The sequence below is a fragment of the Hyphomicrobium sp. genome (genome assembly GCF_041659645.1).
GTDB lineage: Bacteria > Pseudomonadota > Alphaproteobacteria > Rhizobiales > Hyphomicrobiaceae > Hyphomicrobium_B.
Genome location: NZ_JBAZXX010000001.1, coordinates 525,624 through 549,951 on the forward strand (window position 1 = coordinate 525,624; position 24,328 = coordinate 549,951).

Annotated in this window: 24 protein-coding genes; 21 read left to right on the top strand and 3 right to left on the bottom strand. The window is 61.0% G+C overall.

What is annotated here, in order from left to right; translation table 11 throughout:
• Nucleotides 1-82: 82 nt before the first annotated feature.
• Genes cobW through cobJ form a run of 6 tightly spaced genes read left to right on the top strand, consistent with a single transcriptional unit; the run spans nucleotide 83 to nucleotide 7,775 of the window.
• The gene (gene cobW, locus WC811_RS02400) at nucleotides 83-1,120 is read left to right on the top strand and encodes a cobalamin biosynthesis protein CobW (RefSeq protein WP_372640552.1); all 1,038 of its coding nucleotides are present in this window, start codon (nucleotides 83-85) and stop codon (nucleotides 1,118-1,120) included.
• On the top strand, nucleotides 1,120-4,386 hold the full coding sequence (gene cobN / locus WC811_RS02405; RefSeq protein ID WP_372640554.1) for a cobaltochelatase subunit CobN: 3,267 nt from the start codon (nucleotides 1,120-1,122) through the stop codon (nucleotides 4,384-4,386). The genes cobW and cobN overlap by 1 nt, the downstream gene beginning before the upstream one ends.
• Complete coding sequence (cobG, locus tag WC811_RS02410) at nucleotides 4,383-5,654, top strand: precorrin-3B synthase (protein ID WP_372640556.1); 1,272 nt, start codon at nucleotides 4,383-4,385, stop codon at nucleotides 5,652-5,654. The genes cobN and cobG overlap by 4 nt, the downstream gene beginning before the upstream one ends.
• The gene (locus WC811_RS02415) at nucleotides 5,651-6,280 is read left to right on the top strand and encodes a precorrin-8X methylmutase (protein WP_372640559.1); all 630 of its coding nucleotides are present in this window, start codon (nucleotides 5,651-5,653) and stop codon (nucleotides 6,278-6,280) included. Before cobG ends, WC811_RS02415 begins: the two co-directional genes overlap by 4 nt.
• Nucleotides 6,277-7,020: a precorrin-2 C(20)-methyltransferase gene (locus WC811_RS02420; RefSeq protein ID WP_372640562.1), complete on the top strand. Its 744-nt coding sequence runs from the start codon at nucleotides 6,277-6,279 to the stop codon at nucleotides 7,018-7,020. Before WC811_RS02415 ends, WC811_RS02420 begins: the two co-directional genes overlap by 4 nt.
• The gene (gene cobJ, locus WC811_RS02425; RefSeq protein ID WP_372640564.1) at nucleotides 7,017-7,775 is read left to right on the top strand and encodes a precorrin-3B C(17)-methyltransferase; all 759 of its coding nucleotides are present in this window, start codon (nucleotides 7,017-7,019) and stop codon (nucleotides 7,773-7,775) included. Before WC811_RS02420 ends, cobJ begins: the two co-directional genes overlap by 4 nt.
• Here the strand turns inward: cobJ and WC811_RS02430 are convergent.
• Nucleotides 7,745-8,530, bottom strand: a complete 786-nt coding sequence (locus tag WC811_RS02430) for a cobalt-precorrin-6A reductase (RefSeq protein WP_372640567.1) — start codon at nucleotides 8,528-8,530, stop codon at nucleotides 7,745-7,747. The two genes, cobJ and WC811_RS02430, sit on opposite strands and share 31 nt — an antisense overlap.
• 17 nt (nucleotides 8,531-8,547) lie before the next feature.
• Here WC811_RS02430 and cbiE point away from each other — a divergent pair, with 17 nt between their 5' ends.
• From cbiE to WC811_RS02465, 7 genes are all read left to right on the top strand, one after another.
• A complete protein-coding gene (gene cbiE / locus WC811_RS02435; RefSeq protein ID WP_372640569.1) occupies nucleotides 8,548-9,771 on the top strand; it encodes a precorrin-6y C5,15-methyltransferase (decarboxylating) subunit CbiE in 1,224 nt (407 codons plus the stop codon).
• The gene (locus tag WC811_RS02440) at nucleotides 9,768-10,154 is read left to right on the top strand and encodes a cobalamin biosynthesis protein (protein WP_372640572.1); all 387 of its coding nucleotides are present in this window, start codon (nucleotides 9,768-9,770) and stop codon (nucleotides 10,152-10,154) included. Before cbiE ends, WC811_RS02440 begins: the two co-directional genes overlap by 4 nt.
• Complete coding sequence (gene cobM / locus WC811_RS02445) at nucleotides 10,151-10,909, top strand: precorrin-4 C(11)-methyltransferase (RefSeq protein ID WP_372640574.1); 759 nt, start codon at nucleotides 10,151-10,153, stop codon at nucleotides 10,907-10,909. Before WC811_RS02440 ends, cobM begins: the two co-directional genes overlap by 4 nt.
• Nucleotides 10,909-12,231: a cobyrinate a,c-diamide synthase gene (locus WC811_RS02450; protein ID WP_372640577.1), complete on the top strand. Its 1,323-nt coding sequence runs from the start codon at nucleotides 10,909-10,911 to the stop codon at nucleotides 12,229-12,231. The genes cobM and WC811_RS02450 overlap by 1 nt, the downstream gene beginning before the upstream one ends.
• A 238-nt stretch (nucleotides 12,232-12,469) precedes the next feature.
• Entirely contained in the window at nucleotides 12,470-12,628 is a 159-nt protein-coding gene (locus WC811_RS02455; protein ID WP_372640579.1) for a NepR family anti-sigma factor, read from the top strand.
• Entirely contained in the window at nucleotides 12,625-13,182 is a 558-nt protein-coding gene (locus tag WC811_RS02460) for a sigma-70 family RNA polymerase sigma factor (protein ID WP_372640581.1), read from the top strand. The genes WC811_RS02455 and WC811_RS02460 overlap by 4 nt, the downstream gene beginning before the upstream one ends.
• Nucleotides 13,183-13,315: 133 nt before the next feature.
• Nucleotides 13,316-14,122 (top strand): response regulator, encoded by an 807-nt coding sequence (locus WC811_RS02465; RefSeq protein WP_372640584.1) that lies wholly within the window; start codon nucleotides 13,316-13,318, stop codon nucleotides 14,120-14,122.
• Between the two features lie 206 nt (nucleotides 14,123-14,328).
• Here the strand turns inward: WC811_RS02465 and WC811_RS02470 are convergent, their stop codons facing one another.
• Nucleotides 14,329-14,562, bottom strand: coding sequence for a PRC-barrel domain-containing protein (locus WC811_RS02470; RefSeq protein ID WP_372641732.1), 234 nt, complete (start codon nucleotides 14,560-14,562; stop codon nucleotides 14,329-14,331).
• Nucleotides 14,563-14,632: 70 nt separating this feature from the next.
• Nucleotides 14,633-16,357 (bottom strand): sensor histidine kinase, encoded by a 1,725-nt coding sequence (locus tag WC811_RS02475; RefSeq protein ID WP_372640586.1) that lies wholly within the window; start codon nucleotides 16,355-16,357, stop codon nucleotides 14,633-14,635.
• Nucleotides 16,358-16,809: 452 nt separating this feature from the next.
• On the opposite strand from WC811_RS02475, the gene WC811_RS02480 reads away from it, so the two are divergent.
• The 8 genes from WC811_RS02480 to WC811_RS02515 all read left to right on the top strand — a co-directional run bounded on the left by WC811_RS02480 (nucleotide 16,810) and on the right by WC811_RS02515 (nucleotide 24,289).
• Nucleotides 16,810-17,181 carry a hypothetical protein gene (locus WC811_RS02480; protein ID WP_372640589.1) on the top strand — a complete coding sequence of 124 codons (372 nt, stop codon included), beginning with the start codon at nucleotides 16,810-16,812 and terminating at the stop codon, nucleotides 17,179-17,181.
• 158 nt (nucleotides 17,182-17,339) lie between these two features.
• Complete coding sequence (locus WC811_RS02485) at nucleotides 17,340-17,924, top strand: DUF2796 domain-containing protein (protein ID WP_372640592.1); 585 nt, start codon at nucleotides 17,340-17,342, stop codon at nucleotides 17,922-17,924.
• Nucleotides 17,925-17,927: 3 nt separating this feature from the next.
• Nucleotides 17,928-18,686 carry an ABC transporter ATP-binding protein gene (locus tag WC811_RS02490; RefSeq protein ID WP_372640594.1) on the top strand — a complete coding sequence of 253 codons (759 nt, stop codon included), beginning with the start codon at nucleotides 17,928-17,930 and terminating at the stop codon, nucleotides 18,684-18,686.
• A complete protein-coding gene (locus WC811_RS02495) occupies nucleotides 18,683-19,942 on the top strand; it encodes an ABC transporter permease (protein WP_372640597.1) in 1,260 nt (419 codons plus the stop codon). Before WC811_RS02490 ends, WC811_RS02495 begins: the two co-directional genes overlap by 4 nt.
• Before the next feature lie 26 nt (nucleotides 19,943-19,968).
• Nucleotides 19,969-20,541 (top strand): DUF3299 domain-containing protein, encoded by a 573-nt coding sequence (locus WC811_RS02500; RefSeq protein WP_372640600.1) that lies wholly within the window; start codon nucleotides 19,969-19,971, stop codon nucleotides 20,539-20,541.
• A gap of 265 nt (nucleotides 20,542-20,806) precedes the next feature.
• Entirely contained in the window at nucleotides 20,807-21,841 is a 1,035-nt protein-coding gene (locus WC811_RS02505) for a sulfate ABC transporter substrate-binding protein (RefSeq protein WP_372640603.1), read from the top strand.
• Between the two features lie 244 nt (nucleotides 21,842-22,085).
• Nucleotides 22,086-22,823 (top strand): RBBP9/YdeN family alpha/beta hydrolase, encoded by a 738-nt coding sequence (locus WC811_RS02510; RefSeq protein ID WP_372640605.1) that lies wholly within the window; start codon nucleotides 22,086-22,088, stop codon nucleotides 22,821-22,823.
• 125 nt (nucleotides 22,824-22,948) lie between these two features.
• A complete protein-coding gene (locus WC811_RS02515; protein WP_372640608.1) occupies nucleotides 22,949-24,289 on the top strand; it encodes a porin in 1,341 nt (446 codons plus the stop codon).
• The last annotated feature ends 39 nt before the right edge of the window (nucleotides 24,290-24,328 follow it).

The window sequence follows — 24,328 nt, forward strand, 5'->3', positions numbered from 1 at the left end:
TCACCCCTTTTTCACTTGCCGAAGCCGCGACGATGCGGCTTGGCGCATTTGGGTCAAACCGCAACCGTCAGGAGTTTGACCAATGAGCGCGCGCAAGGTGCCCGTTACGATCGTCACGGGGTTTCTGGGTGCGGGCAAGACGACGCTCGTGCGCCACATGATCGAGAATGCCGAAGGGCGGCGTCTGGCGCTCATCGTCAACGAGTTCGGCGACGTCGGCGTTGACGGGGCGATCCTCCGCTCGTGCGGCGTTGAAAACTGTCCGGATGAAAACATCATCGAGCTGACGAACGGTTGCCTGTGCTGCACGGTTGCCGAGGATTTTATACCGACGCTCGAAGCGTTGCTGGCGCGCGAGCCTGCGCCGGATCACATCATCATCGAGACCTCCGGCTTGGCTTTGCCGAAGCCGCTGGTGAAGGCCTTCGAATGGCCAGATATTCGAAATCGCGTGACGGTCGATGGCGTGGTGACGGTCGTCGATGGTCCGGCTGTGAAGGCCGGGCGATTTGCCGATGATCCGGCGAAGGTCGCGGCGCAACGCGCGGCGGATCCGTCCGTCGATCATGAAAATCCATTGGAAGAGGTCTACGAGGATCAGCTTCTCTGCGCCGACCTCGTCGTGCTCAACAAAACCGATCTGCTCTCAGCGGAAGACGCGGCTGCAATTTCAGACGAGATCAGGCGCAGTGTGCCGCGCGCCATCAAGATCGTCGCGACGCGCGAAGGCCGGGTCCCCGCGAATGTGTTGCTCGGGCTTTCGGCCGCGGCAGAAAACGATCTCGCGGCGCGGCCATCGCATCACGACAACGAGCCGGATCACGATCACGACGATTTCGAGACGTTCATTGTCGAAGTGCCGGAACTTGCCTCACCGGCCGATCTCGCGGCACGAGCAAAGGCGATCGCCAACGATCACGACGTCCTTCGCGTCAAAGGCTTCGCGGCGATCGACGGCAAGCCAATGCGGCTGCTGCTACAAGGCGTCGGCGAACGGATCGACACGCGTTACGAACGAGCGTGGCAATCGGGAGAGCGCCGCGTCGGCAAGCTGGTCGTGATCGGTCAGAAGGGCCTCGATCGCGATGGCATAACCCGGACTCTGACGGGCGCCGCTTGATGCATATCGTCGTTCGCGAGAGCCGTGATCTGGACGAGGCCGCAGCGCCTCAGGATCTCGGACTTGCGCCCGCCGATATCGTTTTCCTGTCGTTCTCGGATTCCGATCTGGCGATGGCCGCAGCGGCATCTCGTGGGATGGGCGACGCGCGGCCGAGCTTGCGGATCGCCAATCTCAACGCATTGCGGCATCCGATGTCCGTCGATCTTTTCGCGGATACGACGCTGAAGGGGACGAAGGCCGTGCTCGTGCGGTTGCTCGGCGGTCTCGATTATTGGCGTTACGGCGGCGAACAATTGGGGCGGCGATGCCATGAGCTTGGAATTGCTCTCGCGATCGTTCCGGGTGACGGCCGTCCTGACATTCGCCTTTCGGCCTTGTCGACGCTTCAGTCTGACGATCTCGCGCGGGTCGAAGCGCTGTTGGACGCGGGCGGCGTGGAGAATACGCGCGTGGCGCTGAATGCCATGCTGGGACAGCGCGCCGCTGACGGCGAAATTCCTGCTCCGCGAGACATTCCGAGTTTCGGAGTTTATCGAACGAGTGTGTCGTCGACGGCCGATATCGGGACGGCGGCGGTGGTTTTCTATCGTTCGCATCTGCTGGCTGGAGACGTTGCGCCGATCGATGCGTTGCTGGACGCGCTCGAAGATCGAGGCGTCGCGGCAACGGCATTCTATTTGCCGAGCCTGAAGGCCACGGATGCGGCGGCATGGCTACAGCACGAACTTCGGCGCATCGAGCCCGGCGTCATCGTGAATGCGACAGCGTTTGCCGCCCGCGACGGCTCCGAGGGATCGCCACTTGACGGCGCTGATTGTCCGGTTCTTCAGGTTGCGCTCGCCAATTCGACATTCGCACTTTGGGAAAAATCGCAGCGTGGCCTTGGGGCGTCGGATCTGGCGATGCACGTCGTGTTGCCGGAACTCGATGGCCGCCTGTTCGCGGGCATCATCTCATTCAAGGAAGAAGACGAGCTGGGGCGCGATCTCGGCATGTCGCTGTTGCGGCATGTGCCGTATGTCCCGAGCGTCGTGCATGTTGCCGATCTTGCTACGCGTTGGGCGAAGCTCAGGGCATCGCCGCGTAACGAGGTTCGAGTCGGCTTGCTGCTTTCGACGTATCCCGGGCGGCCCGATCAGATCGCCCATGCCGTGGGGCTCGATAGCCTCGAAAGTGCCTGCAAAATTGCGTCGTGCTTGCAAAGCGCGGGCTATGCCGTCGCCGATCTTCCAGCTGGGTCGCGCGATTTGATCGAGCGGCTCGATCCGGCGCGCTCGGTGTCATGGCCGGTCGAAGCGTACCGCGCCGCGTTCGAAGCGCTTCCGCCAGCGTTCCGCGAGAGCGTCGCCGCAGCCTGGGGCGATGCCGCGGAGGACGATGCCATTGTCGATGGCGCATTTCATTTTCGCACGGTCTTTGCGGGAAATCTCGCGATCGGACTACAGCCGGAGCGCGGGCAAACGCTCGATCGCAAGGCGCAGTATCACGATCCTTCGACGCCACCACGCCATGGCTACGTCGCGTTCTATCTTTGGCTGCGGACAGTTGCGAAGATTGATGCGCTCATTCATCTCGGCGCGCACGGTACGCTCGAATGGTTGCCCGGAAAAGCCATCGCGGGCAGCGAAGTGTGCGCCCCGCGTGCGCTCCTCGGGGCGTTGCCGATGATTTATCCGTTCATCGTGAACGATCCGGGTGAAGCCGCGCAGGCGAAGCGGCGGATCGCGGCCGTGACGCTCGGGCATAAACCGCCTCCGATGACGGAGGCGGGATTGTCGGGGCCGTTGAGCGAGGTCGAGCGGCTCGTCGATGAGTTCTCGTCCGCCGAAGGTCTCGATCCTAGGCGGCGCAATGTTTTGTCCCCCCAGATCGTCGATGCCGCTGTTCGCGCGGGCATTGCCGAGCGATGCGGGCTCGAAGCCGGGATGGCGACGAACGAAGCGCTGATGCGGATCGACGCCTTTCTCTGCGACGTGAAAGAGCTTGCCATTCGCGACGGGCTGCACGTGCTCGACGAGACGGAGCTCGGTGCGATTGCTCGCGCTCTCGCGGGCCGATTCATCGAGCCTGGTCCAGCAGGCGCCCCGAGCCGTGGCCGCTCCGATGTGCTGCCGACCGGGCGCAATCTCTTCAGTGTCGATCCGCGCAGCGTGCCGACGCCGACGGCATGGGTGAATGGACGACGCGCGGCGAAAGCAATCCTTGATCGTTATTTGTCCGATCATGGCGACTGGCCTCGCGCGATCGTACTCGATCTTTGGGGCAGTGCGACGCTGCGTACAGGCGGGGAAGAACTTGCGACGGTGCTGGCACTTCTCGGCGTTCGCCCGGTTTGGGATCAACGCTCCTATCGTGTGACCGGTGTTGAGACGGAAGCGCTCGCGGAGCTCGGCCGCCCGAGGGTGGATGTAACGTTGCGTATTTCCGGGCTATTTCGCGACATGTTCGGCGCGCAGCTTGCGCTTTTCGATAGCGCGGTGGCGCTCGTGGCCGGACTACAGGAGGATGCGGGCGACAATCCGTTGCGCGCGGCGGCGAAAGCGGAATCGCGGCTGGATCGGATCTTCGGACCGGCAGGCGGAAGCTTCGGCGCCGGAGTTATGCAGCACATCGATCGCGGGGACTGGCGGCAGCGCGAGGAACTCGGCCGGTCTTATATTGAAAATTCCGAAGCTGCATTCAGGGGCGAAAGCTTGACCGTAGCTCGCGGGGAGTTTGAAGACCGCGTCAGGTCGGCCGACGCTTTCGTTCATGTGCAGGATCACAGTGAGATCGATCTTCTGACCGGCGGCGATTTCGCGGCTCATGAAGGCGGTTTCGCAGCAGCCGCTGCGGCTCTCGGCAATGATCGTGTCGCGCTTTATCACGGCGATACGGCGACCCCCGAAGCGCCGCGCGTTCGTACGCTTCAGGAAGAATGCGCGCGGGTCATTCATGGGCGCGCGGCGAATACGCGCTGGATCGAAGGCCAGATGCGGCATGGATTTCGCGGCGGGGCGGAGATGGCGCAAAGCGTCGACGCCGCCTTCGCGTTCGCGGCGACGGCGCATTCGGTTGATAGCGGTGGCTTCGAGCGTCTTTACGAGGCTTATCTCGGAGACCCGACGGTTGCGGCGTTCCTGGCCCGCGAAAACCCGGGTGCTATCGACGCCATGCGTCGCCGGTTTGAGGAAGCCATTGCGCGCGGGCTCTGGCAACCGCGCCGGAACGATCTCGAAGGAATCGCCCGCAAAAAGGCTTCGCCGCGCGAGGCGGCAGAATGACGTCAGCGGAACATTTGCGGAAGGGCTGGTGTCCCGGCGCGCTTCGGCCAATGCGGTCGGGCGATGGTTTGCTGGTGCGCGTGAGGCCGCGTGCGGGCGCATTTTCGCTGTCATCTCTGCGCGCGATTGCGACCGTTTCGGCGCGTTTCGGTTCCGGTGAAATCGACCTGACCAATCGCGGCAATCTGCAAATCAGGGGCGTCGCAGAGGAAACCTTCGACAATGCCCTCGCGGCGCTCGACGAAGCTGGATTGCTTGATGCGTCTGTGGAAGCTGAGTCCGTGCGCAACGTCGTTGTCGATCCGTTGAGCGGGCTCGATCCGGCGCGTGCGGACATTCGTGGTCTCGCGACGCTGTTGGAGAATGCCCTGGTTCGCGACCGGCGACTTTGGTCGCTGCCTGGAAAGTTCGGCTTCAGCTTCTCGGGCGTCGCGGCACCGCAAGTCGGCGGCCGAAACGCCGACATCATGGTTTCGGCGGACGGCGACTGCCTAATGATCAGCCTCGATGGCGCCGCCAACATTCGTTGCGAGATCTTGCGCGACCATATTGTCGAATCGGCTTTGGGCCTTGCGCTTGCGTTCAACGAACTTAAGGAAAATGACCCGGGCTTCCGGCGCATGCGTGATGCGGTTGCTCGCCTCGGCGTCGCGACGTTGTTTGCGATGGCGGGATTGAAAGCGCCGGTTCCGTCAGTGGCGGAGCGCGGCGAGCATGCCGGCCGTGTCGGTTTGCTCTCGCACGGCGACGTTGTATTCGGTGTCGGCGCGGGCTTGCCGTTTGGACGCATCGTCGCCGCCCAACTCGATTTGCTTTGCGATGCGGCGGCCGCTGCGAATGCAAACGAGATCTATGCCGGTTCCGAGCGGGTTTTAGTGCTGCCGTCTCTGGACTCGACACGGGCGGACGAATTGCTTCGCGGTGCGGATGCCGCGGGGCTGATCACGCGTGCCGGAGACGTCCGCCTGGCTATGGATGTCTGCCCCGGTTCGCCTGCGTGCAAGAATTCAAGCACCGATACGCGCCGGGACGCGCAACGCTTCGCAGACTCTTTTGGCAGCGCGTTACGCGATTGTTCGGTGCATATCTCGGGGTGCGAGAAAGGCTGTGCGAGGCGCGCGGAAGCAGACTTCACGCTCGTCGGTCGCGGCGGCCACTACGACATCATCAGGAACGGTTCGGCGAGTTCATCGAGCGTGCAAGAGACGATCGATGCCGATGATATCGGCGTGGCGATCTCCCGCTTGATCTTGGAGCCCACGATATGACGGTGCAAGACTACATTCGCGACGGCGCGGCGATTTATGCGCGGTCCTTTGCGATCATCCGATCCGAAGCGGACCTTGCAGATCTGTCGCCGCAGGAAGAGCGAGTTGCCGTACGTATCATTCATGCCTGCGGCATGGTCGATATCGCGCGCGACATCGTCATGTCGCCGACGTTCGCCTGCGCCGCCGAAGCAGCGTTGAAATCCGGTGCGCCCATCCTGTGCGATTCCATGATGGTCGCTGACGGCATCACGCGCACGCGGCTGCCAGCGGAAAATTCCGTCGTCTGCACGCTGCGCGATCCGCGCGTTCCGGAAATGGCGGCGGCGATCGGTAATACGCGCACCGCGGCCGCCATGGAGCTTTGGAAGCCGCAGCTTGCGGGTTCGGTTGTTGTCGTCGGAAATGCGCCGACAGCACTGTTCCGGCTGTTGGAGATGCTCGACGAGGGTGCGCCCAAACCTGCCGCTGTCATCGGCATGCCTGTCGGCTTCGTCGGCGCGGCGGAATCCAAGGACGCGCTGGCCGCCGACGGCCGTGTTCCGTTCGCGATCGTCAGAGGCCGGAAGGGCGGCAGCGCCATGGCGGCTGCGGCTGTCAACGCGCTCGCAAGCGAGGCCGAATGAACGAGGTGAAATCCGGGACATTGTTCGGCGTCGGCCTGGGGCCTGGCGATCCCGAGCTGATGACGCTGAAAGCGGCGCGTATTTTGAGTTCAACGCCCGTTGTCGCGCATTTTCGTAAGGCGGGGCGCTCGGGTCATGCGCGCACGATCGCGAACGCGCATATCCGGGCCGATATTATCGAAGCCGCTTTCGAGTATCCCGTTACGACGGAGATCGATTTTCGCGAGGACGGTTACGTTTCGGCGATCCGCGATTTCTACGCCGCAAGCGCGAATGCGATCGTCGCTCACTTGCAAGACGGTCGCGATGTGGCGCTCCTTTGCGAAGGCGATCCATTCTTCTATGGATCGTTTCTGCATATGTACGATCGTATCAAAGCCACGCATCCGGTGATGGTCATTCCGGGTATCACGGGTATGTCGGGCTGTTGGACCGCGGCGCAGGCACCTATCACATATGGCGACGATGTGATGACGGTTTTGCCGGGCACGCTGGAAGAAAGCGTCCTGGCGAAGCATCTCACGGAAACTGATGCGGCTGTCATCATGAAGGTCGGGCACAACATCGAGAAAATCAAAGACGCGCTTCGAACCGCTGGAAGGTTTGACGACGCGATCTACGTCGAGCGTGGGACGATGGCGGGCGAACGCGTAGCTCGCTTGTCGGACCTCGGTGATTGCGCGGTTCCCTATTTCTCGATCATCCTGCTTCCGGGCGGTCGCGGACGGCGCATCGCATGAACGGGCAATTGACGATTGTCGGGCTCGGCCCCGGACCGAAGGACTGGATTACACCGGCAGCCACGGAGGCGGTCGCGGGCGCGGATATCGTCCTTGGGTATGCGCCGTATGTGAATCGGCTGACGCCGCGCGTGGGGCAGGTTTTAGAATCGTCCGACAATCGCGAAGAACTGGCGAGGGCCGAGCGTGCGTTGGAACTGGCTGCTAGCGGCCGCCGCGTGGCCGTTGTGTCGGGGGGCGATCCCGGTGTCTTCGCAATGGCGGCGGCCGTTTACGAAGCTGTCGAGAAAAATCCAGCATCAGCCGACGGTGTCGATATTCGCGTCGAGCCCGGTGTAACAGCGATGCTCGCGGCTGCGGCGCGGATCGGCGCGCCGTTGGGGCATGACTTCTGCGCCATCTCGCTCTCGGATAATTTGAAGTCCTGGGCCACAATCGAGAAGCGCTTGCGGCTTGCAGCGGAAGCGGATTTCGTGATCGCGCTCTACAACCCGGCGTCGAAAGCAAGGCCGCAGCAGATCAGCCAAGCGTTTGATATTTTGCGCCGGGTATTGCCCGACGAAACGATCGTGGTGTTCGCTCGTGCCGTCGGGCGGCCGGACGAGGAGATCGACGTTACGACGCTCGCGGGAGCCGGGGACATGGCGTGCGACATGCGCACGCTGGTTATGGTTGGATCGCAGGCGACGCGGAAGGTGACGTCAGGCGATGGGCGGGCCTGGGTCTATACGCCAAGGTCGGAGCGCGTTCGATGAAGCGCTTCGATCCAGTTCAGGGCTTCGTCGGAGGTCGCGACGGTCGGGCGCGGGCCGAGCGCGGGGCGGCGAACCATATGCACGGTGATACCGAGTTTGCGTGCGGCTTCGATTTTGGAATAAGCGGCGCTACCGCCCGCGTTCTTGGCAAGGACGTAACGGATGCGATGCTCTGTGAAGATCTTGATGTCGTCTTCCGTGTGGAACGGTCCACGCGCGGTGATAATTTTGGCGTGCGCAAGGTTCGCGGGAAGTTCGATGGGATCGACGACGCGGATCAGATAGCGATGGTGCGGAGCGCGCCGAAGGGCGTCGATGGCCTGGCGACCGAGACCGGAAAAGACGTCTTGCGGCTTGTGGGGCAGCGCGGAGATCGCGGCCTCGATGCCGTCATGCTCGATCCAATCGTCGCCATCGACCTGCGTCCAGGGCGGACGTTCGACAGCGAGGAGGGGAACGCCGGTTTCGATGCTCGCGGCGATGGCGTTGGCGCTGATGCGCGCGGCGAAGGGATGCGTCGCGTCGACAAGAAGATCGATTTTTTCGCGCTGCAGATGATTGGCGAGGCCTTCGACCCCGCCGAAGCCACCGATGCGCACCGAAAACGCGCTCGCGGCGGGATTGGCCGTGCGGCCCGCAAGAGACAGCGTAGCTTGAACGCCGTCAACGCGTGCGAGATGCGTGGCGAGAGCCGTCGCTTCGGTCGTTCCGCCGAGAAGCAGAATGCGCAGCGGGCTGCCTGTTGTCACCGTCATCATGAAAGCCCCATGCCATGAGCGGGCGCTGGTTGTCCATCGTCGGGATCGGAGAGGACGGCCGCGCAGGGTTAAGCGATGCTGCCATTCGACTGATCGATGCGGCGGAACTTGTTATCGGCGGCCGGAGGCATCTCGACCTCGTCGGAGACACGCCCGGCGACAAGGCGGAATGGGAAAAGCCCCTCGAAGCCACGGCAACGACAATTTTGGCGCGGCGCGGGACGCCTGTCGTCGTGCTCGTGTCCGGCGATCCATTCTGGTTTGGCGCAGGTGCGACGTTGGCGCGGTCTATTCCTCTTGAAGAGATGCTGATCGTGCCGTCGCCGTCGAGCTTTTCGATCGCGGCGGCACGCCTCGGTTGGGCGTTACAGCATGTGACGACGCTGGGTTTGAACATGAACGGCTTCACGCCGCTCATTCGTCGGCATCTGCATCAGGGGCGCCGCATTTTGGCTTTGGCGCTCAACGGCGATACGCCACGAGATGTGGCTTCGCTGCTGACGGCCGTGGGCTATGGCCGGAGCGAGGTGATCGTGATGGAAGCGCTCGGCGGCAGCCGTGAGAGCATTCGCCGGACGCGAGCCGAAGCTTTCGATTTTGTTGACGTCGATCCGCTGAACATTGTCGGCGTCGATGTTATCGCCGGTCCGGACGCGCGGCCTATACCCTTCGACGCTGGATTGCCCGATAGCTACTTCGAGAACGACGGGCAATTGACGAAACGCGAAATTCGCGCGGTCACGCTGTCGTCGCTTCGGCCGGGCGCGGGAGAACTATTGTGGGATGTCGGGGCGGGGAGCGGCTCGATCGGGATCGAATGGCTTTTGGCGCATCCATCGAACAAGGCCATCGGTATCGAGCGCGATGAAGATCGGGCGGCTCGGGCGATGCGGAACGCCATTTCTCTTGGGGTGCCGCATCTTTACATCGAGATCGGACCGGCGCCTGACGCGCTTCGGCAATTGCCGCAGCCGGACGCGATTTTTATCGGCTGCGGAACCGCGGCAGGCAAAGTCATATCGGCGTGCTGGACGGCGCTGAAGCCCGGGGGGCGGATCGTTGCCAACGCGGTGACAATCGAATCCGAAGCCGATTTGCTCGCCGCGTACTATGCCCATGGGGGAACACTGACGCGTCTAAGCGTCGAGCGCGCGGAGCCGGTCGGGTCGCGAACGACTTGGCGGCCCGCGCTTCCGATCATGCAATGGGTCGCGCAAAAACCGCTGGGTGGCGCATGATCGCCATTGGCATCGGCGCTAATAGCCAAGCGCATAAGCATGATTTCGCGACAGCGCTCGCCGAAGCGCGGGAAGCCGTAGGTGGCGCCGATGTGGTCGCGACGTTCGACGTTGCGATCTTCGCACATCACGTCCGCGATGCAGCCGGCGAGGCGGGCCTTGATTATCGGTCCGTCGCGTTGGACGCCATGCGGGCGAGAAGCGGAGATTGCCTGACTCGCTCGGAGCGAACGCTCTTGCTTTTTGGCGTCGCGTCGATTGCGGAAGCGGCGGCGCTCGTCGGGGCGGGCGCAGGCTCGCAGCTCATCATGGCGCGGCGCATCGCCGGGAATATCACGATTGCGGCGGCACAATCGGCTGACGAACGAAAGGGCGCGGAATGACGGTGCATTTCATCGGCGCGGGTCCGGGTGCAGCTGATCTCATTACCGTTCGCGGCCGCGATCTCATCGCAAAATGCCCGGTCTGCCTTTACGCCGGATCGCTCGTGCCGCAAGCGCTGCTGACCTATTGTCCGCAGGCGGCGGAAATCGTCGACACAGCGCCGATGACGCTCGATGATATCATGGCGCGGATCGTTACGGCGACGAACGAAGGCAAGGACGTCGCGCGGCTGCATTCTGGCGATCTTTCGGTTTGGAGTGCGCTTGGCGAACAGTTGCGCCGTCTCGATCAGCTTGGCGTCGCCTATACGATCACGCCGGGCGTGCCGTCGTTTGCCGCGGCGTCTGCGGTGCTCGGGCGAGAGCTGACGCTTCCGGAGGTCGCGCAGTCGGTGGTTCTGACGCGAACGTCGGGACGGGCGTCGTCGATGCCCGAGTCGGAACAGCTCGAAGCATTTGCTGCGACGCGGGCGACGTTAGCTGTGCATCTCTCAATTCATGTGATTGGGGATGTCGTTCGCCGCTTGCTGCCATTCTACGGGCCGGATTGTCCGACGGCGGTCGTCTACCGGGCCACGTGGCCGGACGAGCAGGTCATTCGCGGCACGCTGCAGACGATTGTCGCGCAAACAGGCGAGGTGGGGGCAGAGCGAACAGCGTTGATTCTTGTCGGCGAAGCTCTGGGCCGCGACGATTTTCGCGAGAGCGCGCTTTATAGCGTCGACTACCGGCGCCGTTTTCGAGGCGGCGCGTGATGCCGGATACCTGGACGCTGCCGTCCGGAATCATGATCGGGGCACCGCGTTCGGGCTCAGGGAAGACGACCGTTACGCTTGGGCTCCTGCGCGCGCTCGTGCGGCGCGGACTTCAGGTTCAGCCCTTCAAATGCGGACCTGATTATATCGATCCGGCGTTTCATGCGGTCGCCGCAGGGCGGTCGTCGTTTAACGTCGATAGCTGGGCGATGCGCTGGGATCGGGTGGCGGGCATTGTGTCGGACGCGGCAAGCGGCGCGGATATCGTCGTGTGCGAAGCGCTGATGGGTCTCTTCGACGGTGTGTCGCGGCCAGGATTTTGGGGAAACGGTGCCAGCGCCGACCTGGCGGCCAAAACGGGATGGCCCGTTATTCTGGTGCTCGACATTTCCGGGCAATCGCAGACGGCTGCCGCCGTCGCGCGCGGTTTTCGCGATTTTTGTGCAGGCGTGACGATCGCCGCCGTCATCTTGAACAGGACCGGGAGCCCGCGGCACGTCCGGTTCGCGACGGACGCTTTGGAGCGCGCGGGTCTTCCGGTCGTCGGAGCGCTGCCGCGTGAGAATGCCGTTGTTTTGCCGGAGCGGCATTTGGGTCTCGTGCAAGCGGAGGAAACGGCCGAGATCGAAAACCGCCTCGATGCGCTGGCGGATTTCATCGAAGCGAACATCGATGTCGGCAAGATCCTGAGCCTTGCGACACCGGGTTTCATCGCTTCCGGAAATCGCGCGAGAGTTCGCCCTCCTGGGCAACGCATCGCCCTTGCGCGCGACGCGGCGTTCTCATTCGTCTATCCGCATCTTCTTGCCGGCTGGCGGCTAGCCGGAGCGGAGCTACTGCCATTCTCGCCGCTGGCGGATGAAGCGCCTGACGCGACCGCCGATGTCGTCTGGCTGCCGGGCGGATACCCAGAGCTTCACGCGGGCGCAATCGCGAATGCAGGGCGTTTCAAGGCGGCGATTTCGGATTTCGCGCGGTCACGTCCCGTTCATGGTGAGTGTGGCGGGTATATGGTGCTCGGCGCCGGACTCGTGGACGGCGATGGCGAGCGACACGAGATGCTCGGGCTTTTGGGCCTTGAGACGTCTTTTGCCGTGCGGAAAATGAACCTCGGATACCGGCGGGCCGAACTCGTCGGGGGCTGCCCGTTAGGGTCGGCTGGCGACGTTCTGACAGGCCATGAATTCCATTACGCGCGCGTTCTTGCGTCACCTGACGCGGCGCTCTTCAAATTGGAGAATTCCGACGGCGAATTGCTGGAAGACGGTGGAAGCCGCCGGGGCCTCGCAACCGGATCATTTTTTCATTTCATCGATAATTAGGCTACTGTTCGAAAATGGCGTTGGGATAGACGCCAACCGGAGGTGGCAGGCCATTTGAAATTGTGTGGTTTAATTGCTTGCCGGCTCGGGTCCGGAACTTTTCCGATCGTTGCGCATTTAGGTCTGGAAGGTTTGTCGGGAACCGGGAGTACGAACTAAAGTTACCACAGAATCCGTCAATTAAGGTCTTTTTACAATGGGCACCGGCAGTGACCCCAAGCGGGGGGATTCAGTCACGATGCAAGCACCCTTACCGACCGAGCTGCAAGGGCAGATCGGCCAGCGCCTGAGGGAAGCATATATTGAACTTATCAACGAGCCGGTCCCTGACCGGTTCGTCGACCTGCTGCAAAAGCTAAAGCGGCGGGAAGAGCAGGGGCGGGGAGGAGAGTCGTGACGAAGCGTGACGACGATGGCCTGCAGGCTCTGCTGATCGGTGCGGTACCGAATCTGCGTGCGTTTGCGAACTCCCTGTGCGGGGATCCGACGCGGGCGGACGATCTTGTGCAGGATACTCTCGTCAAGGCTTGGTCCAATCTGGACAGCTTCGAAAAAGGTTCGAACCTGAAGGCTTGGCTTTTCACTATTCTGCGCAACACCTATTTTAGCGAACTGCGCAAGCGGCGTCGTGAGGTGGAGGACGCCGACGGGGCGATGGCCGAGCGCATGTCGGTACTTCCCGAACAGCAGGTCCATATGGATCTCGTCGACTTCAAGAAAGCATTCGGCGTCTTGAGCGACGACCAGAAGGAAGTTTTGTTGCTCGTCGGCGCGGAAGGCTTTTCTTACGAGGAAGCGGCGGAAATCACCAACGCGGCGGTCGGGACCGTCAAAAGCCGGGTCAATCGTGCGCGTGTCGCGCTGAACAAGGCGCTCGGTTTCGAAGAGGGCGAGACTTTCAATCCGAACAGCGAATTCGCCGGAATTACGCGCTCTGTCAGTCGAGGATGAAGAGGTAGCTTTCCAGAAGCCCGACCAGATAGAGTTCAGATTCAATTCGCGGACGTAACGCCCAAACGGGGATGGCGGTGTGCTCCAGAGCGCGATCGTCGTCCCGCCAATCAATGAGCTTACGAGGTGTACAATGTCGATTGCCGATTCTATCGCTCCCCATCTCCCTTATCTCCGCCGATACGCAAGGTCGCTGACAGGCAGTCAAGCATCTGGCGATAATTACGTCGCGGCTGTTCTCGAAGCGCTGATTGCCGATGCCGGCGCGTTCGATACGTCCATCGTCCCGCGTGTGGCGCTGTATCGAACATTCACGAAAGTTTGGAATTCTCTATCCGTCAACCGGGTTTCCGACGACACAACGCAACTTGACAAGCCCCTGCCGGAGCGCCGGCTCGAAGCGATAACGCCGTTGCCGAGGCAAGCTTTCCTTCTCGTTTCCGTCGAGGGTTTCTCGACTGCGGAAGCGGCGCAAGTGCTGGATGTTACGCCTGCACATGTGACGGAACTCTTGCAAATGGCCGGGGCGGAAATTGCCGAGCAACTCTCGGCCGACGTGCTCATTATCGAAGACGAGCCTCTGATTGCGATGGATCTCGAAGCGCTCGTGGTCGATATCGGGCATCGCGTTCAGGGCGTTGCGCGCACGCATCAGGAAGCGGTCGATGAAGTGGCGAAGAAGAAGCCGTCCTTGGTGCTCGCCGATATTCACCTCGCGGATGGAAGTTCGGGCCTTGAGGCCGTGAACGAAATTCTAGAGAGCATTAGCGTTCCCGTGATTTTCATCACCGCATTTCCCGAGCGGTTGTTGACCGGGACCAAACCTGAACCCGTATTTCTCATTACGAAGCCGTTCGAGCCCGCAGTCGTCAAGGCGATGATCAGCCAATCGCTGTTCTTTGGTTTGAAGTCGAAGAAGGCCGGTCAACGCGCGGCTTGACGATTGGCGGACTTTTAGCGTCCGAAAAGAAATGGAGCGCGGTCACGGTGATGTGTCCGCGCCCTTTTTTTTGTTCCGGCATTTATTGCCGGTGATTCGACGCATCAGTTGGCCGTCGAGCTTTTCGTGTCGGTGCCGGATGCGGTGTTGGTCAGCCCGGTGGCGCGATCCTCGATTTTCTGCATTGCGGATTTTTCCGTCCAAGCTTATTTCGGGGCGCTCGTCAGGCTTTCTTTGGCCGCGTCTCTGACGGCGACGCGGTGACCATTTTTGTTGTCGAATCTCAACCCGCCATAAGGAATGGCGACGTCGTTTTCACCGACACCTAGGAAGCCGCCGACGCCGATGACCGCCGTACTGATCTTTCCGGCATTGTCGAGCACGAGGTAGTTGATATCGCCGAACTTGTCGCCGTTGGTGTTTTCGAACGGAAGGCCGATGACGCTTGCGGTGCTTTGCTCACCTGCTGCCTTGCTTGTTTAGTGCGGGGGCCGGATGGAGCTTAACGGATCACGCCAGTCTTTCTGAGCGGGTGCCGATGTTGGCGAGGGGGCCGGACAATGTCCATCTGAAGCCGTCGTGGTCCGTCGCGGCGTGGACGGCAAGCTTGAGGCCCTGGGTCGAAAATCTCTCGACGACCGATCTGCCGTAACCATTCGGTCCGTCGACGACGAACGGCGGACCGCCGGTTTCGCGCCAAGAAATCGAGACGGTATCATCGCTTGGGAATGTCCATGACAGGTGAACTTCACCGGTCGCGGACGAGAGAGCGCCGTGCTCGACGGCGTTCAATGCGAGTTCCGTCAAGACCATGCCGAGTGTTTGGGCGGCTTCGGGGGTGAGGAAAAGCGGCGGACCGGAGACAGCAACGCGGCCAGCGTCGGTACGGGCCACGGCGCCGATTTCAGCAGACGCCAGCGTCGCGAAATCGACACTCTGCCAATCCGAGGCGACGATCAGATCTTGCGATGCGGAGAGGCCGGCGACGCGGAGCGCGAAGTCCTTCAAATGCGATTTTACGTTGATTGCGTCGCGGGCGGTCAAGCGCGCCATGGCGAGGATTAACGCCAGTAGGTTCTTGGACCGGTGCGAGACCTCGCGCAGAAGCGCATCCGTGCGCGAGAGATTAAGCTTTTGATCGGTGATGTCGATTATGACCCCGGAAAGCCTTGATGGTTCGCCGCCCTTCATTTTTGTTGCGGCGCCGCGCACGGCGATCCAGCGGACCTCGCCGTCACGGGCTCGGACGCGGATTTCAACTACAAGCGGTTTTGAAGCAGCGATGCTGGTTCTGATCGCCCTCAGCAGGCGGCGGCGATCATGCGGCTCGATATGGCGGACGAGGTTGCGTGCGTTCTGTTTATCGCCGCCTGGAGTTCCATCAAAAATGTTGGCAATTTCCGCGTCCCAATGGACCAGACCGGATTGGACGGTCCATTCCCAGACGCCAACATTCCCTGCTTTGAGGGCGGCCCGCATGCGATCCCCGTCCGGATTGCCGCCGGACGATGGGGGATGCTGAGTTTGCGTTCGGCGATCGATGGGCGATGGCATTCTTGGCGCTTGTTTCAAATTGTTCGAGTGTGATTCTTCTAACAGGCTCCATGTTAACATTGTCGCCCCCGTAAACGATGCAAAGGCGAGCAAAGAAGAAATCGCCGCGAAGGTCATCCAGTTTCGCCGGGTGTGCCGCTCGACGGCTTCGGACGGCAATCCGGCTTCGATCCGCCAATCGAATTGTGCAGTAGAAGCAAACGCTTCAATGAGAGATGGGTTGCCTACAGCTTCCGTGTGATATGCCGCTGGGGCCTCGCCCGTGGTTTGCGCGTAGATCTCGCCGTCCTTGCCGACGACTGCGATCGACCAGGGCCCATCGGAAACGAAATTCTTGAAGGCGGACGCAAGGTAAGACGAAGGGATACGCGCCTGGAGTAGAACCGGCTTGGCGTTCTTTTCAGCCGATGCAATCCAGATGTTAACGCCGCCGTTCGCGTCGGCGCCGTAGCGTGTGATTTGGGGTGCGAGCGTCGCGAAAGCGGCGGCTGCCGCAGTGCGCGCGGGGCTATCCAAGCTGACGATCGCGGTATCCGCGCCGCTCGCGGGCGACAGGAGGTCGAGATTGTCGTCCCGTGTGAGCAGCAGAATGCCTTTCCGGTCCAGGTCGGATCGGACACTTTCGGTTGCTTCGGCGGGAGTTCCGGTGAGATCCTTCAGGCTTCCGAGGAGTGTCGTCATTTGCTCGTCGAAGAGCGACGCCGCCAGAAGAGCGCGGCTTTGGGCGGATTGGTGCAATGCGCTCAGTTCTTGGGCGTGCATTTGCCTGAGCAGGTATGCCGCGAAGCTGAGGGAAGGCAGAAGGATGACTAGGCAAAGGGCATAAGCGAGCCGCCTAGCGGGTGCCCGGGGGAAGAAAATATCGGATAGCTCTCGAGCGAGGCGAGGTCCGGCCGACCTCGTTGGTTGATTGTTATTCACAATTTGCTTCTTATCGCCGTGACGGCCTGCGAGAATTCACCGCAAAATGAAATGCGCGATCGTTCCGATGGTTCCCATCGCCCCAAGGGATGTGGCATTTTACGCTTTCGAATTCGTCAGGGATCATTTGTTGCGGCCTTGTCATCCGCTGTCGCCACGATTGTGACACAAGATCAGCCGAACTCTGCGCTTGGCAAGACGCTAGGGGATCGATGTTCGTCTCCCACTTCCGCTTCAGGCTGCTTTGGCTGACGCTCTTAGCGTTCGGCGTGCAGATCTGTGTCGCGGATTTCCATCACCACGTCGCACGCGGCACGGGCATTCAGGCACGGGCGCTAACCGCCGGCATGTGCGCGCCGTCGCAGGGGCGTCCGTGCGCACCTCTCGAGAAAGATCACGACGGCTGCGTCCTATGCTGGGCGACGGCGATCGCAGCAACGTCGCTGACGCCCGCTTTGTTCAGTGTGCCCACGCCGTCGATGGTTACCGGAGTGCGGTTGAAGGCCGTTGAGCCGCCGCAGTTCCGCGTCGCGCGCCGGGCCGAATCCCGGGCGCGGGGTCCGCCGCGTATCGATCTCGGTTGAGCAGCGAAAGCGCGCGGCAACCACCGCGCCAATTGCATTCGGATATTTTTGTCTCAAGGCCGGTCAGGCTGGGTGGCACCGCTGCCGCAGCTTGGATACCGGCCAGCGTGGCGCACCCGTTGCGTGCGGCGACGCATAACCCTTTGGAGAATACGCTCATGGCGAAAGCCACATCGACAGCCAAATCAGCTCTGGCATCGTTGGCCATCCTCGTCGCGTTGCCGGCGCTGGCTGAAGAAGCTGCGCATAGACAACTCGGTCCGCACGTCCACGGCCAGGGCACGCTCGATATTGCGATCGAGGGCAACAAAATTGAGATGGAACTGATCGCGCCCGGCATGGATATCGTCGGCTTCGAGCACGTTGCTTCGACGGACGATCAGAAGGCCGCAGTAGAGAAGGCAAAGGCGAAACTCGCGGATGTGCTGAATGTGTTCAAGCTGCCGGACGCCGCCAAGTGCAAGACCGAGACGGCGAATGTGGAGAACCGCAAAGAGACGCATCAACCCGGTGAGAAAGACGACGATGACGACAAGCCGGGCGAGCCGCAGCATTCCGAATTCCACGCCACGTACACGATTACGTGCGGGGCGCCGGATAGCGTCACAGGCATGGAGACGGCATACTTCACCGACTTCGCAGGCGGGCAACTGCTGAACGTCAATGTCACGACGACGAAGGGGCAAACGCAGGCGCAGATGACGCGGGCAAAGCCGACGCTCGATCTCACGGGCGTGATGTAGACGATGAACGAACTCGTGGTGACTTCACCGGAAGCTGGTCGAGAGGGTGTAAGCTCTCTCGACGCGGTTTCATTCTCCGACGTCAGATATTCGTGGCCGGGGCCGTCTCCGTTCACGCTGACGATCGCGAAATTCGCGCTCCGTCGCGGTGAGAAACTTCTGCTGCTTGGTCCATCCGGCAGCGGAAAGAGCACATTCCTCAGTCTGCTTGCCGGTATCGTCGTTCCGAACGAAGGCCGGATCGATATTGCAGGAACGGACATGGCGAAGCTTGGCGGCGGCGCACGCGACAGGTTTCGGGTCGATCACTTCGGCATCATTTTCCAGATGTTCAATCTGCTGCCCTACGCGTCGTTGATCGACAACGTGCTGCTGCCGTTGCGGTTCTCCAAGCTGCGGCGGGCCAACGCGTTGCGCGAGGCATCCATCGACGACGTCGCTAAGCGTTTGCTGCTCGCCCTCGGTCTCGATGAGGCGGTGATCGCGATGAGCAGCACCGCGAGCCTAAGCGTCGGCCAGCAGCAACGCGTGGCGGCGGCGCGGGCATTGATCGGCGCGCCGGAGATTATCGTCGCGGATGAACCGACGTCGGCGCTCGATCGCAACACCGAGGGCGCCTTTCTGAAGCTTCTTTTCACGCAAAGCGAGAAGGCGGGGGCGAGCGTGATCATGGTTAGCCACGATGAGGGGCTTGCTGCGCATTTTGACCGTGTCGTGCGGTTACAGGATATCGCCGTCTCGAAGCGAGGTGGCCACTCATGATGATTGTGCGTCTTGCATTTCAATCGCTGCTCAATCGCTGGGTGACGGCGCTGCTGACCGTATTGGCAATCGCGATGAGCGTCATGCTGCTGCTCGGGGTGGAAAAAGTTCGCACCGGCGCGCGCGAGAGCTTCGCCGACACCATTTCGGGAACCGACTTGATCGTCGGCGCCCGGAGCGGCAGCCTCAACCTGCTGCTCTATTCCGTTTTCCGGATCGGTAACGCGACCAACAACGTGACCTGGAAAAGCTATCAAGACATCGCCAAGATGCCCGAGGTTTCGTGGATCGTGCCGATGTCGTTGGGTGACAGCCACCATGGCTTTCGCGTGCTTGGCACCAACGCGGATTATTTCACGCATTACAAATTTCGCCACGGCCAGAGCATGGCGTTTTCGGCGGGTGTCCCATTCAAGGATTTGTTTGATGCCGTGATCGGGTCGGATGTCGCTGAGCAGCTCGGGTATAAGGTCGGCGACAAGATCATCGTGGCGCATGGCGTTGGCTCGATCTCGTTCGTCGAACATGAGGACAAGCCATTCCATGTTTCGGGAATTCTCGCGAAAACGGGAACGCCGATCGACCGGACGGTGCATGTCAGTCTCGAAGCCATCGAAGCGATCCACATCGATTGGCAGAACGGCGCTCCGGTTCCGGGCGAGAGCATATCGGCGGACCAAGCTCGCAAGATGGATTTAACGCCGCGAGCTATCACCGCGGCGCTGGTCGGTCTCAAGTCGAAACTCTCGACGTTCAAGGTGCAGCGGCGGATCAACGACTATCAGGAGGAGCCGCTTTCGGCGGTGATGCCAGGCGTGGCGCTGCAAGAGTTGTGGGGCCTCGTCGGAACGGCGGAGACGGCGCTATCGGTCGTGTCGGCGATGGTCGTCGCGACGGCGCTTCTCGGGATGGTGACGATGATCCTGACGACGCTCAATGAACGGCGTCGCGAGATGGCAATCCTGCGTTCCGTCGGAGCGACGCCAACAACGGTGCTCGGGTTGCTCGCGGCTGAAGGCGGATTGCTGACGCTGGCGGGTGTCGTTCTCGGCACGGTCGGTCTATATGTCGGGCTCTATCTGGCGCGACCTTACATCGATCACGCGTATGGTTTGAGTTTACCGATCGATCCACCGAGGGCCGACGAATGGCTGAAGCTGGCCGCGATTGTCGTCGCGGGCTTCCTTGCCGGTCTGTTGCCGGCGCTTCGCGCGTATCGGCTCTCGCTTGCCGACGGCATGATGGTAAGAATCTGAAATGGAACCCTCGATAGGAGGAGAACATGGCAACATATTTCGTAACGGCGCTGAGGGGGCTGCTTTCCCTCGCACTCATCGGGGGACTGTCGTCGGGCGTCGCGGCGGAGGCGCCTCGGCAACTCAAGTGGGCGGATCTCATTCCGAAGACGATGCCGGCGGATACCGTGCTGAAGTCGAAAACGTTCTTTGGCGGATCGGCGCCGGTCACGGATGCGGGACCGCCGCCGCCGCCGCTGCCCGAAGGCAAGTTCATGTCCGTCAAGCGGCATCAGCCGGGCGATGACCGGCCGCCCGCGATCGTTTCGGAACTCAACGGGAAGGATGTTTCGATCGGTGGCTACGTGGTGCCTCTCGATTTCGATTCGACGACCGTTAAAGAGTTTTTGCTTGTGCCGTTCGTGGGCGCTTGCATTCACGTTCCGCCGCCGCCCGCGAACCAGATCATCTACGTGAAGGCGGACAAGGGGTTCGAGGTCGGCGGCCAGTTCGATCCGGTCACGGTGACGGGTAAGATCAACACAAGCGCCGCGTTCACCGGCCTGGCGGATGCGGGATATACGCTTACGGCCGATAGCGTCGTGCCGCGCAAGCAATAGGAAAATGCGGAGCTTCGGGCGGCTGCGAACGTCTCCAGACAGTCGCGCGAAGCTCTTTTAGCGCTCTTCTTATATCCCGGATGTCAGTACGGAAATCCTATGATTCGGGTTCTTTAGGATTGCGATCCTAAGTTATTCTGATTTTGTAGTTCAGCCGTTTCGGCGTGAACCCGCTCTGATAAGCTCAGCAATTCTTCTTCGTTCGTGGATAACCCGCCGCTCGATAGGGTCGCTCTCAAGTCAACGCACACTTGAGAGGTCTATAATGTCATTCAACAATCTGACGCGCAGATCGGCAATTGGCGCCGCGCTGGGCTTGGGGCTGGTCGGATTTTCCAGCCTAGTTTACGCCAAAGATATCACGCTGCTCAACGTTTCCTACGATCCGACGCGAGAGCTTTATCAGGCTTATAATCAGGCCTTCGCGAAATACTGGAAAGACAAGACCGGCGACACGGTTACGATCAAGCAGTCGCACGGCGGATCGGGCAAGCAGGCGCGCTCCGTCATCGATGGTCTCGACGCAGATGTCGTGACGCTGGCTTTGGCGGCCGACGTCGACGCGCTTCACAAGAACGGCGATCTCGTTCGCGCCGATTGGATCAAGCAGCTTCCTGATAATTCCGCGCCTTACACGTCGACCATCGTCTTCCTCGTTCGCAAAGGCAATCCGAAGGGCATCAAGGATTGGCCGGATCTCGTCAAGAGCGGTGTCGAGATCGTGACGCCCAATCCGAAGACGTCGGGTGGAGCTCGGTGGAACTATCTCGCGGCCTGGGGCTATGCTTTGAAGCAACCCGGCGGAGATGAGCAGACGGCGAAGGATTTCGTCTCAAAGATCTACAAGAACACCAAGGTTCTGGATTCTGGCGCACGCGGCTCGACGACGACCTTTGTCGAACGGGGCATCGGTGATGTTCTGATCGCGTGGGAGAATGAAGCATATCTCTCACTCAAGGAACTTGGTCCCGACAAGTTCGAGATCGTGACGCCCTCGATCTCCATTCTTGCGGAACCGAACGTCGCGGTCGTCGACAAAGTCGTCGATAAGCGCGGCACGCGTGATGTTGCGGAAGAGTATCTGAAGCATCTCTATAGCGAAGAAGGCCAAGAGATCGCGGCGAAAAATTACTATCGCCCACGTGATGAAAAAATCGCCGCGAAGTATGCGAGCCAGTTCGCACCGGTGCAGACATTCACCATCGACGATGTGTTCGGCGGTTGGAAGAATGCGCAGGCCAAGCACTTTGGTGACGGCGGCATCTTCGATCAGATCTATACGCCCGGCAACAAGAGCTAAGCCTACGTTACCTCAAGTCATGCGCCGCCCGCTCCCCAGGAACGGGTGGCGCATGAAACAGATCAATCGACGGACCTTGATGGCCATGGAAACCAAGACAATGCCGGCACGAATGCTCGAGCACGGGAACTGTTGTGGGGCGCGTCCTTTGTGAGCAGCGAAATTGCTTCGCTGACCAGCCACGGATTTTCAGAGCGACCGACCAGCGAGCCCATCACGGCTCAGCATTCAAGGACTGTTTCCCATGTCGACAACTCTTATCGTTCCCGGACTTCGATCGAGCGGCCCGACCCATTGGCAGACGTGGCTCGAGCATCGCGTCGCCGGTAGTGTTCGTGTCGCGCAACGCGATTGGAACGACCCGCATCTGCCCGAGTGGTCGGCACGCGTGCGACGCGAAATTGTGCGATCGAGCGGATCGATTTTTATCGCCGCCCATTCATTCGGAGCCCTTGCCGCCGTACAAGCCGCGAGCGACCACGCGGAGCGAATCAGCGGCTTGCTGATTGTCGCGCCGGCGGACCCGGAGCACTTTGGGGTGGCTGAATTTCTCCCGACGAAACGGTTGAGTTTTCCCGTCGTCGTCGTTGGCAGCACCAACGATCGTTGGATGTCTTTCGACGCGGTCGAGCGCTCGGCGCGCCTTTGGGGTGCCGATTTGGTCAATCTGGGCGAGGCTGGGCACATCAATTCCGAAGCTGGATTCGGGCCTTGGCCGGAGGGGCTGGCGTTGCTCGAACGGTTGCGCCGTGCCGCCGAATTTCGTTCGGCGTCTGAAAGACTTGCGGCTTTGAGCCTGTCTCAGTCGCGGTTGCCACAACGACATTCGCTCGCGCGTAAGCAGTATGCCTTTGCCCGGTCGGGCGGACCAAACGACCGCCGTGACCTTGGCGGAGCCGCAGCTCTTCTCCGCGCCGCAGGTTGGACGGTGCATGGGCCGGAAGCCAACATAGTGGGTTGCAAGATAGCCACTCCACTATGACAGAAGGAGGAATCTCATCTGCTGAATAATTGACACGGAACGGCGTTCCTAACGAAAGTAACCACTAGAAATCAAAGCGCTAGGCAGAAGCGAAATCTGTTCGAACGGACGGGGGTCTGAAGTCGATGAATGGGGTGTGGGGATTGAAGGGTGCTTGGCGGTATGGGGCCGCGGCGCTGTTGATTGGCGGATGGGCGATGCCCGCGACTGCTGCTGATCTTGGCGGCGATTGCTGCGCCGATCTCGAGGAGCGTGTCGCGGAACTCGAAGCGACGACGGCCCGTAAAGGAAATCGCAAGGTCAGCCTGACGATTTCCGGCTGGGTGAACGAGAACGTGATCTGGTGGGACGACGGCCACGAGAGCAACGCATATGTCGGTACAAACCCGGTTGAGCAGTCGCGCTTTCGCTTCGTCGGCGAAGCCAAGATTACGCCGGATTGGTCTGCGGGCTATGTACTGGAGATCGGCGTCTGGGGCGGCAATAGTTCGCGCTTCGATCAAAACAGTCCGGATGGTTCGACCGGTGCGAACACTCTTCTGGTGCGTAAGAGCAGTTGGTATTTGAAGAGCAGCACCTACGGTAAGGTGACCGTCGGCCAGGATAGCACGACGACGTACCATTTGCTGGACGACGCCGACACGACGATGACTCGTAACTTCTATGACGCCGAAGGCGCGCCTGATTACTATCAGAACTTCTTCCTGCGCAACAAGGCTGGCGGCCAGGTCGGCGGCGGGAGCGGGTTGCGGTGGAGCGATGCGCTGCGCGGCTTCAACAACTCTACGCCGGGAGATAGCGGACGCCGCAATATCATCCGCTATGATACGCCGACGATTGCCGGTTTCACAGTCTCTGCCAGCTGGGGCGAGGACGACATCTGGGACATGCTTGTCGCTTACAAGCAGACCTTCGGCGACTTCAACTTCAACGCCCGTGCCGGTTATGGCAACTCGACCGACGGTGCCTCAACGCCTTGCCAAGGTTCATCGTCCGCGCCCTATAACGGAATGAACTGCGAGTGGTGGGGTGTTGCCGCACAGCTGCAGCATGTTCCTACCGGTCTGTACGTCTACAGCGGCTATGGCAATCAACACAACGACACGCGTGCGGAAGCTGTGACAGTCAATGCGGATCTGGTCGACAAAAATGATCTGACTTGGCTCGTCCAGGGCGGTATCGAGCAGAAGTGGCTGCCTCTCGGCAAAACCAATTTCTTCGGCGAATATCGTCGTGACGAAGGCGGTTCGAACGTTACAGCTACCGGTACGATCCAGACGCAGGGCTCGAGCATCAACACCTGGGCGGTTGGTGCCGCGCAGAACATTGAGGCTGCTGAGATGACGATGTATCTCGTGTATCAGCACGTGGATGGCAACGTTACCGTCGGAGGCGCGCAAAACACGGCAGCGACAGATCTTTCGGCGATGCAGCAAGTCATTGCAGGCGCGAAGATCAACTTCTAATCGATCTACAATCATCTGACCCTCCCGTCAGACTCCTGC

What these genes read in the sequence shown, in the direction of transcription:
- cobW (WP_372640552.1), top strand. Translation starts at nt 83, where the DNA reads ATGAGCGCGCGCAAGGTGCCCGTTACGATCGTCACGGGGTTTCTGGGT.
- cobN (WP_372640554.1), top strand. Translation starts at nt 1,120, where the DNA reads ATGCATATCGTCGTTCGCGAGAGCCGTGATCTGGACGAGGCCGCAGCG.
- cobG (WP_372640556.1), top strand. Translation starts at nt 4,383, where the DNA reads ATGACGTCAGCGGAACATTTGCGGAAGGGCTGGTGTCCCGGCGCGCTT.
- WC811_RS02415 (WP_372640559.1), top strand. Translation starts at nt 5,651, where the DNA reads ATGACGGTGCAAGACTACATTCGCGACGGCGCGGCGATTTATGCGCGG.
- WC811_RS02420 (WP_372640562.1), top strand. Translation starts at nt 6,277, where the DNA reads ATGAACGAGGTGAAATCCGGGACATTGTTCGGCGTCGGCCTGGGGCCT.
- cobJ (WP_372640564.1), top strand. Translation starts at nt 7,017, where the DNA reads ATGAACGGGCAATTGACGATTGTCGGGCTCGGCCCCGGACCGAAGGAC.
- WC811_RS02430 (WP_372640567.1), bottom strand. Translation starts at nt 8,530, where the DNA reads ATGACGGTGACAACAGGCAGCCCGCTGCGCATTCTGCTTCTCGGCGGA.
- cbiE (WP_372640569.1), top strand. Translation starts at nt 8,548, where the DNA reads ATGAGCGGGCGCTGGTTGTCCATCGTCGGGATCGGAGAGGACGGCCGC.
- WC811_RS02440 (WP_372640572.1), top strand. Translation starts at nt 9,768, where the DNA reads ATGATCGCCATTGGCATCGGCGCTAATAGCCAAGCGCATAAGCATGAT.
- cobM (WP_372640574.1), top strand. Translation starts at nt 10,151, where the DNA reads ATGACGGTGCATTTCATCGGCGCGGGTCCGGGTGCAGCTGATCTCATT.
- WC811_RS02450 (WP_372640577.1), top strand. Translation starts at nt 10,909, where the DNA reads ATGCCGGATACCTGGACGCTGCCGTCCGGAATCATGATCGGGGCACCG.
- WC811_RS02455 (WP_372640579.1), top strand. Translation starts at nt 12,470, where the DNA reads ATGCAAGCACCCTTACCGACCGAGCTGCAAGGGCAGATCGGCCAGCGC.
- WC811_RS02465 (WP_372640584.1), top strand. Translation starts at nt 13,316, where the DNA reads ATGTCGATTGCCGATTCTATCGCTCCCCATCTCCCTTATCTCCGCCGA.
- WC811_RS02475 (WP_372640586.1), bottom strand. Translation starts at nt 16,357, where the DNA reads ATGACGACACTCCTCGGAAGCCTGAAGGATCTCACCGGAACTCCCGCC.
- WC811_RS02480 (WP_372640589.1), top strand. Translation starts at nt 16,810, where the DNA reads ATGTTCGTCTCCCACTTCCGCTTCAGGCTGCTTTGGCTGACGCTCTTA.
- WC811_RS02485 (WP_372640592.1), top strand. Translation starts at nt 17,340, where the DNA reads ATGGCGAAAGCCACATCGACAGCCAAATCAGCTCTGGCATCGTTGGCC.
- WC811_RS02490 (WP_372640594.1), top strand. Translation starts at nt 17,928, where the DNA reads ATGAACGAACTCGTGGTGACTTCACCGGAAGCTGGTCGAGAGGGTGTA.
- WC811_RS02495 (WP_372640597.1), top strand. Translation starts at nt 18,683, where the DNA reads ATGATGATTGTGCGTCTTGCATTTCAATCGCTGCTCAATCGCTGGGTG.
- WC811_RS02500 (WP_372640600.1), top strand. Translation starts at nt 19,969, where the DNA reads ATGGCAACATATTTCGTAACGGCGCTGAGGGGGCTGCTTTCCCTCGCA.
- WC811_RS02505 (WP_372640603.1), top strand. Translation starts at nt 20,807, where the DNA reads ATGTCATTCAACAATCTGACGCGCAGATCGGCAATTGGCGCCGCGCTG.
- WC811_RS02510 (WP_372640605.1), top strand. Translation starts at nt 22,086, where the DNA reads ATGTCGACAACTCTTATCGTTCCCGGACTTCGATCGAGCGGCCCGACC.
- WC811_RS02515 (WP_372640608.1), top strand. Translation starts at nt 22,949, where the DNA reads ATGAATGGGGTGTGGGGATTGAAGGGTGCTTGGCGGTATGGGGCCGCG.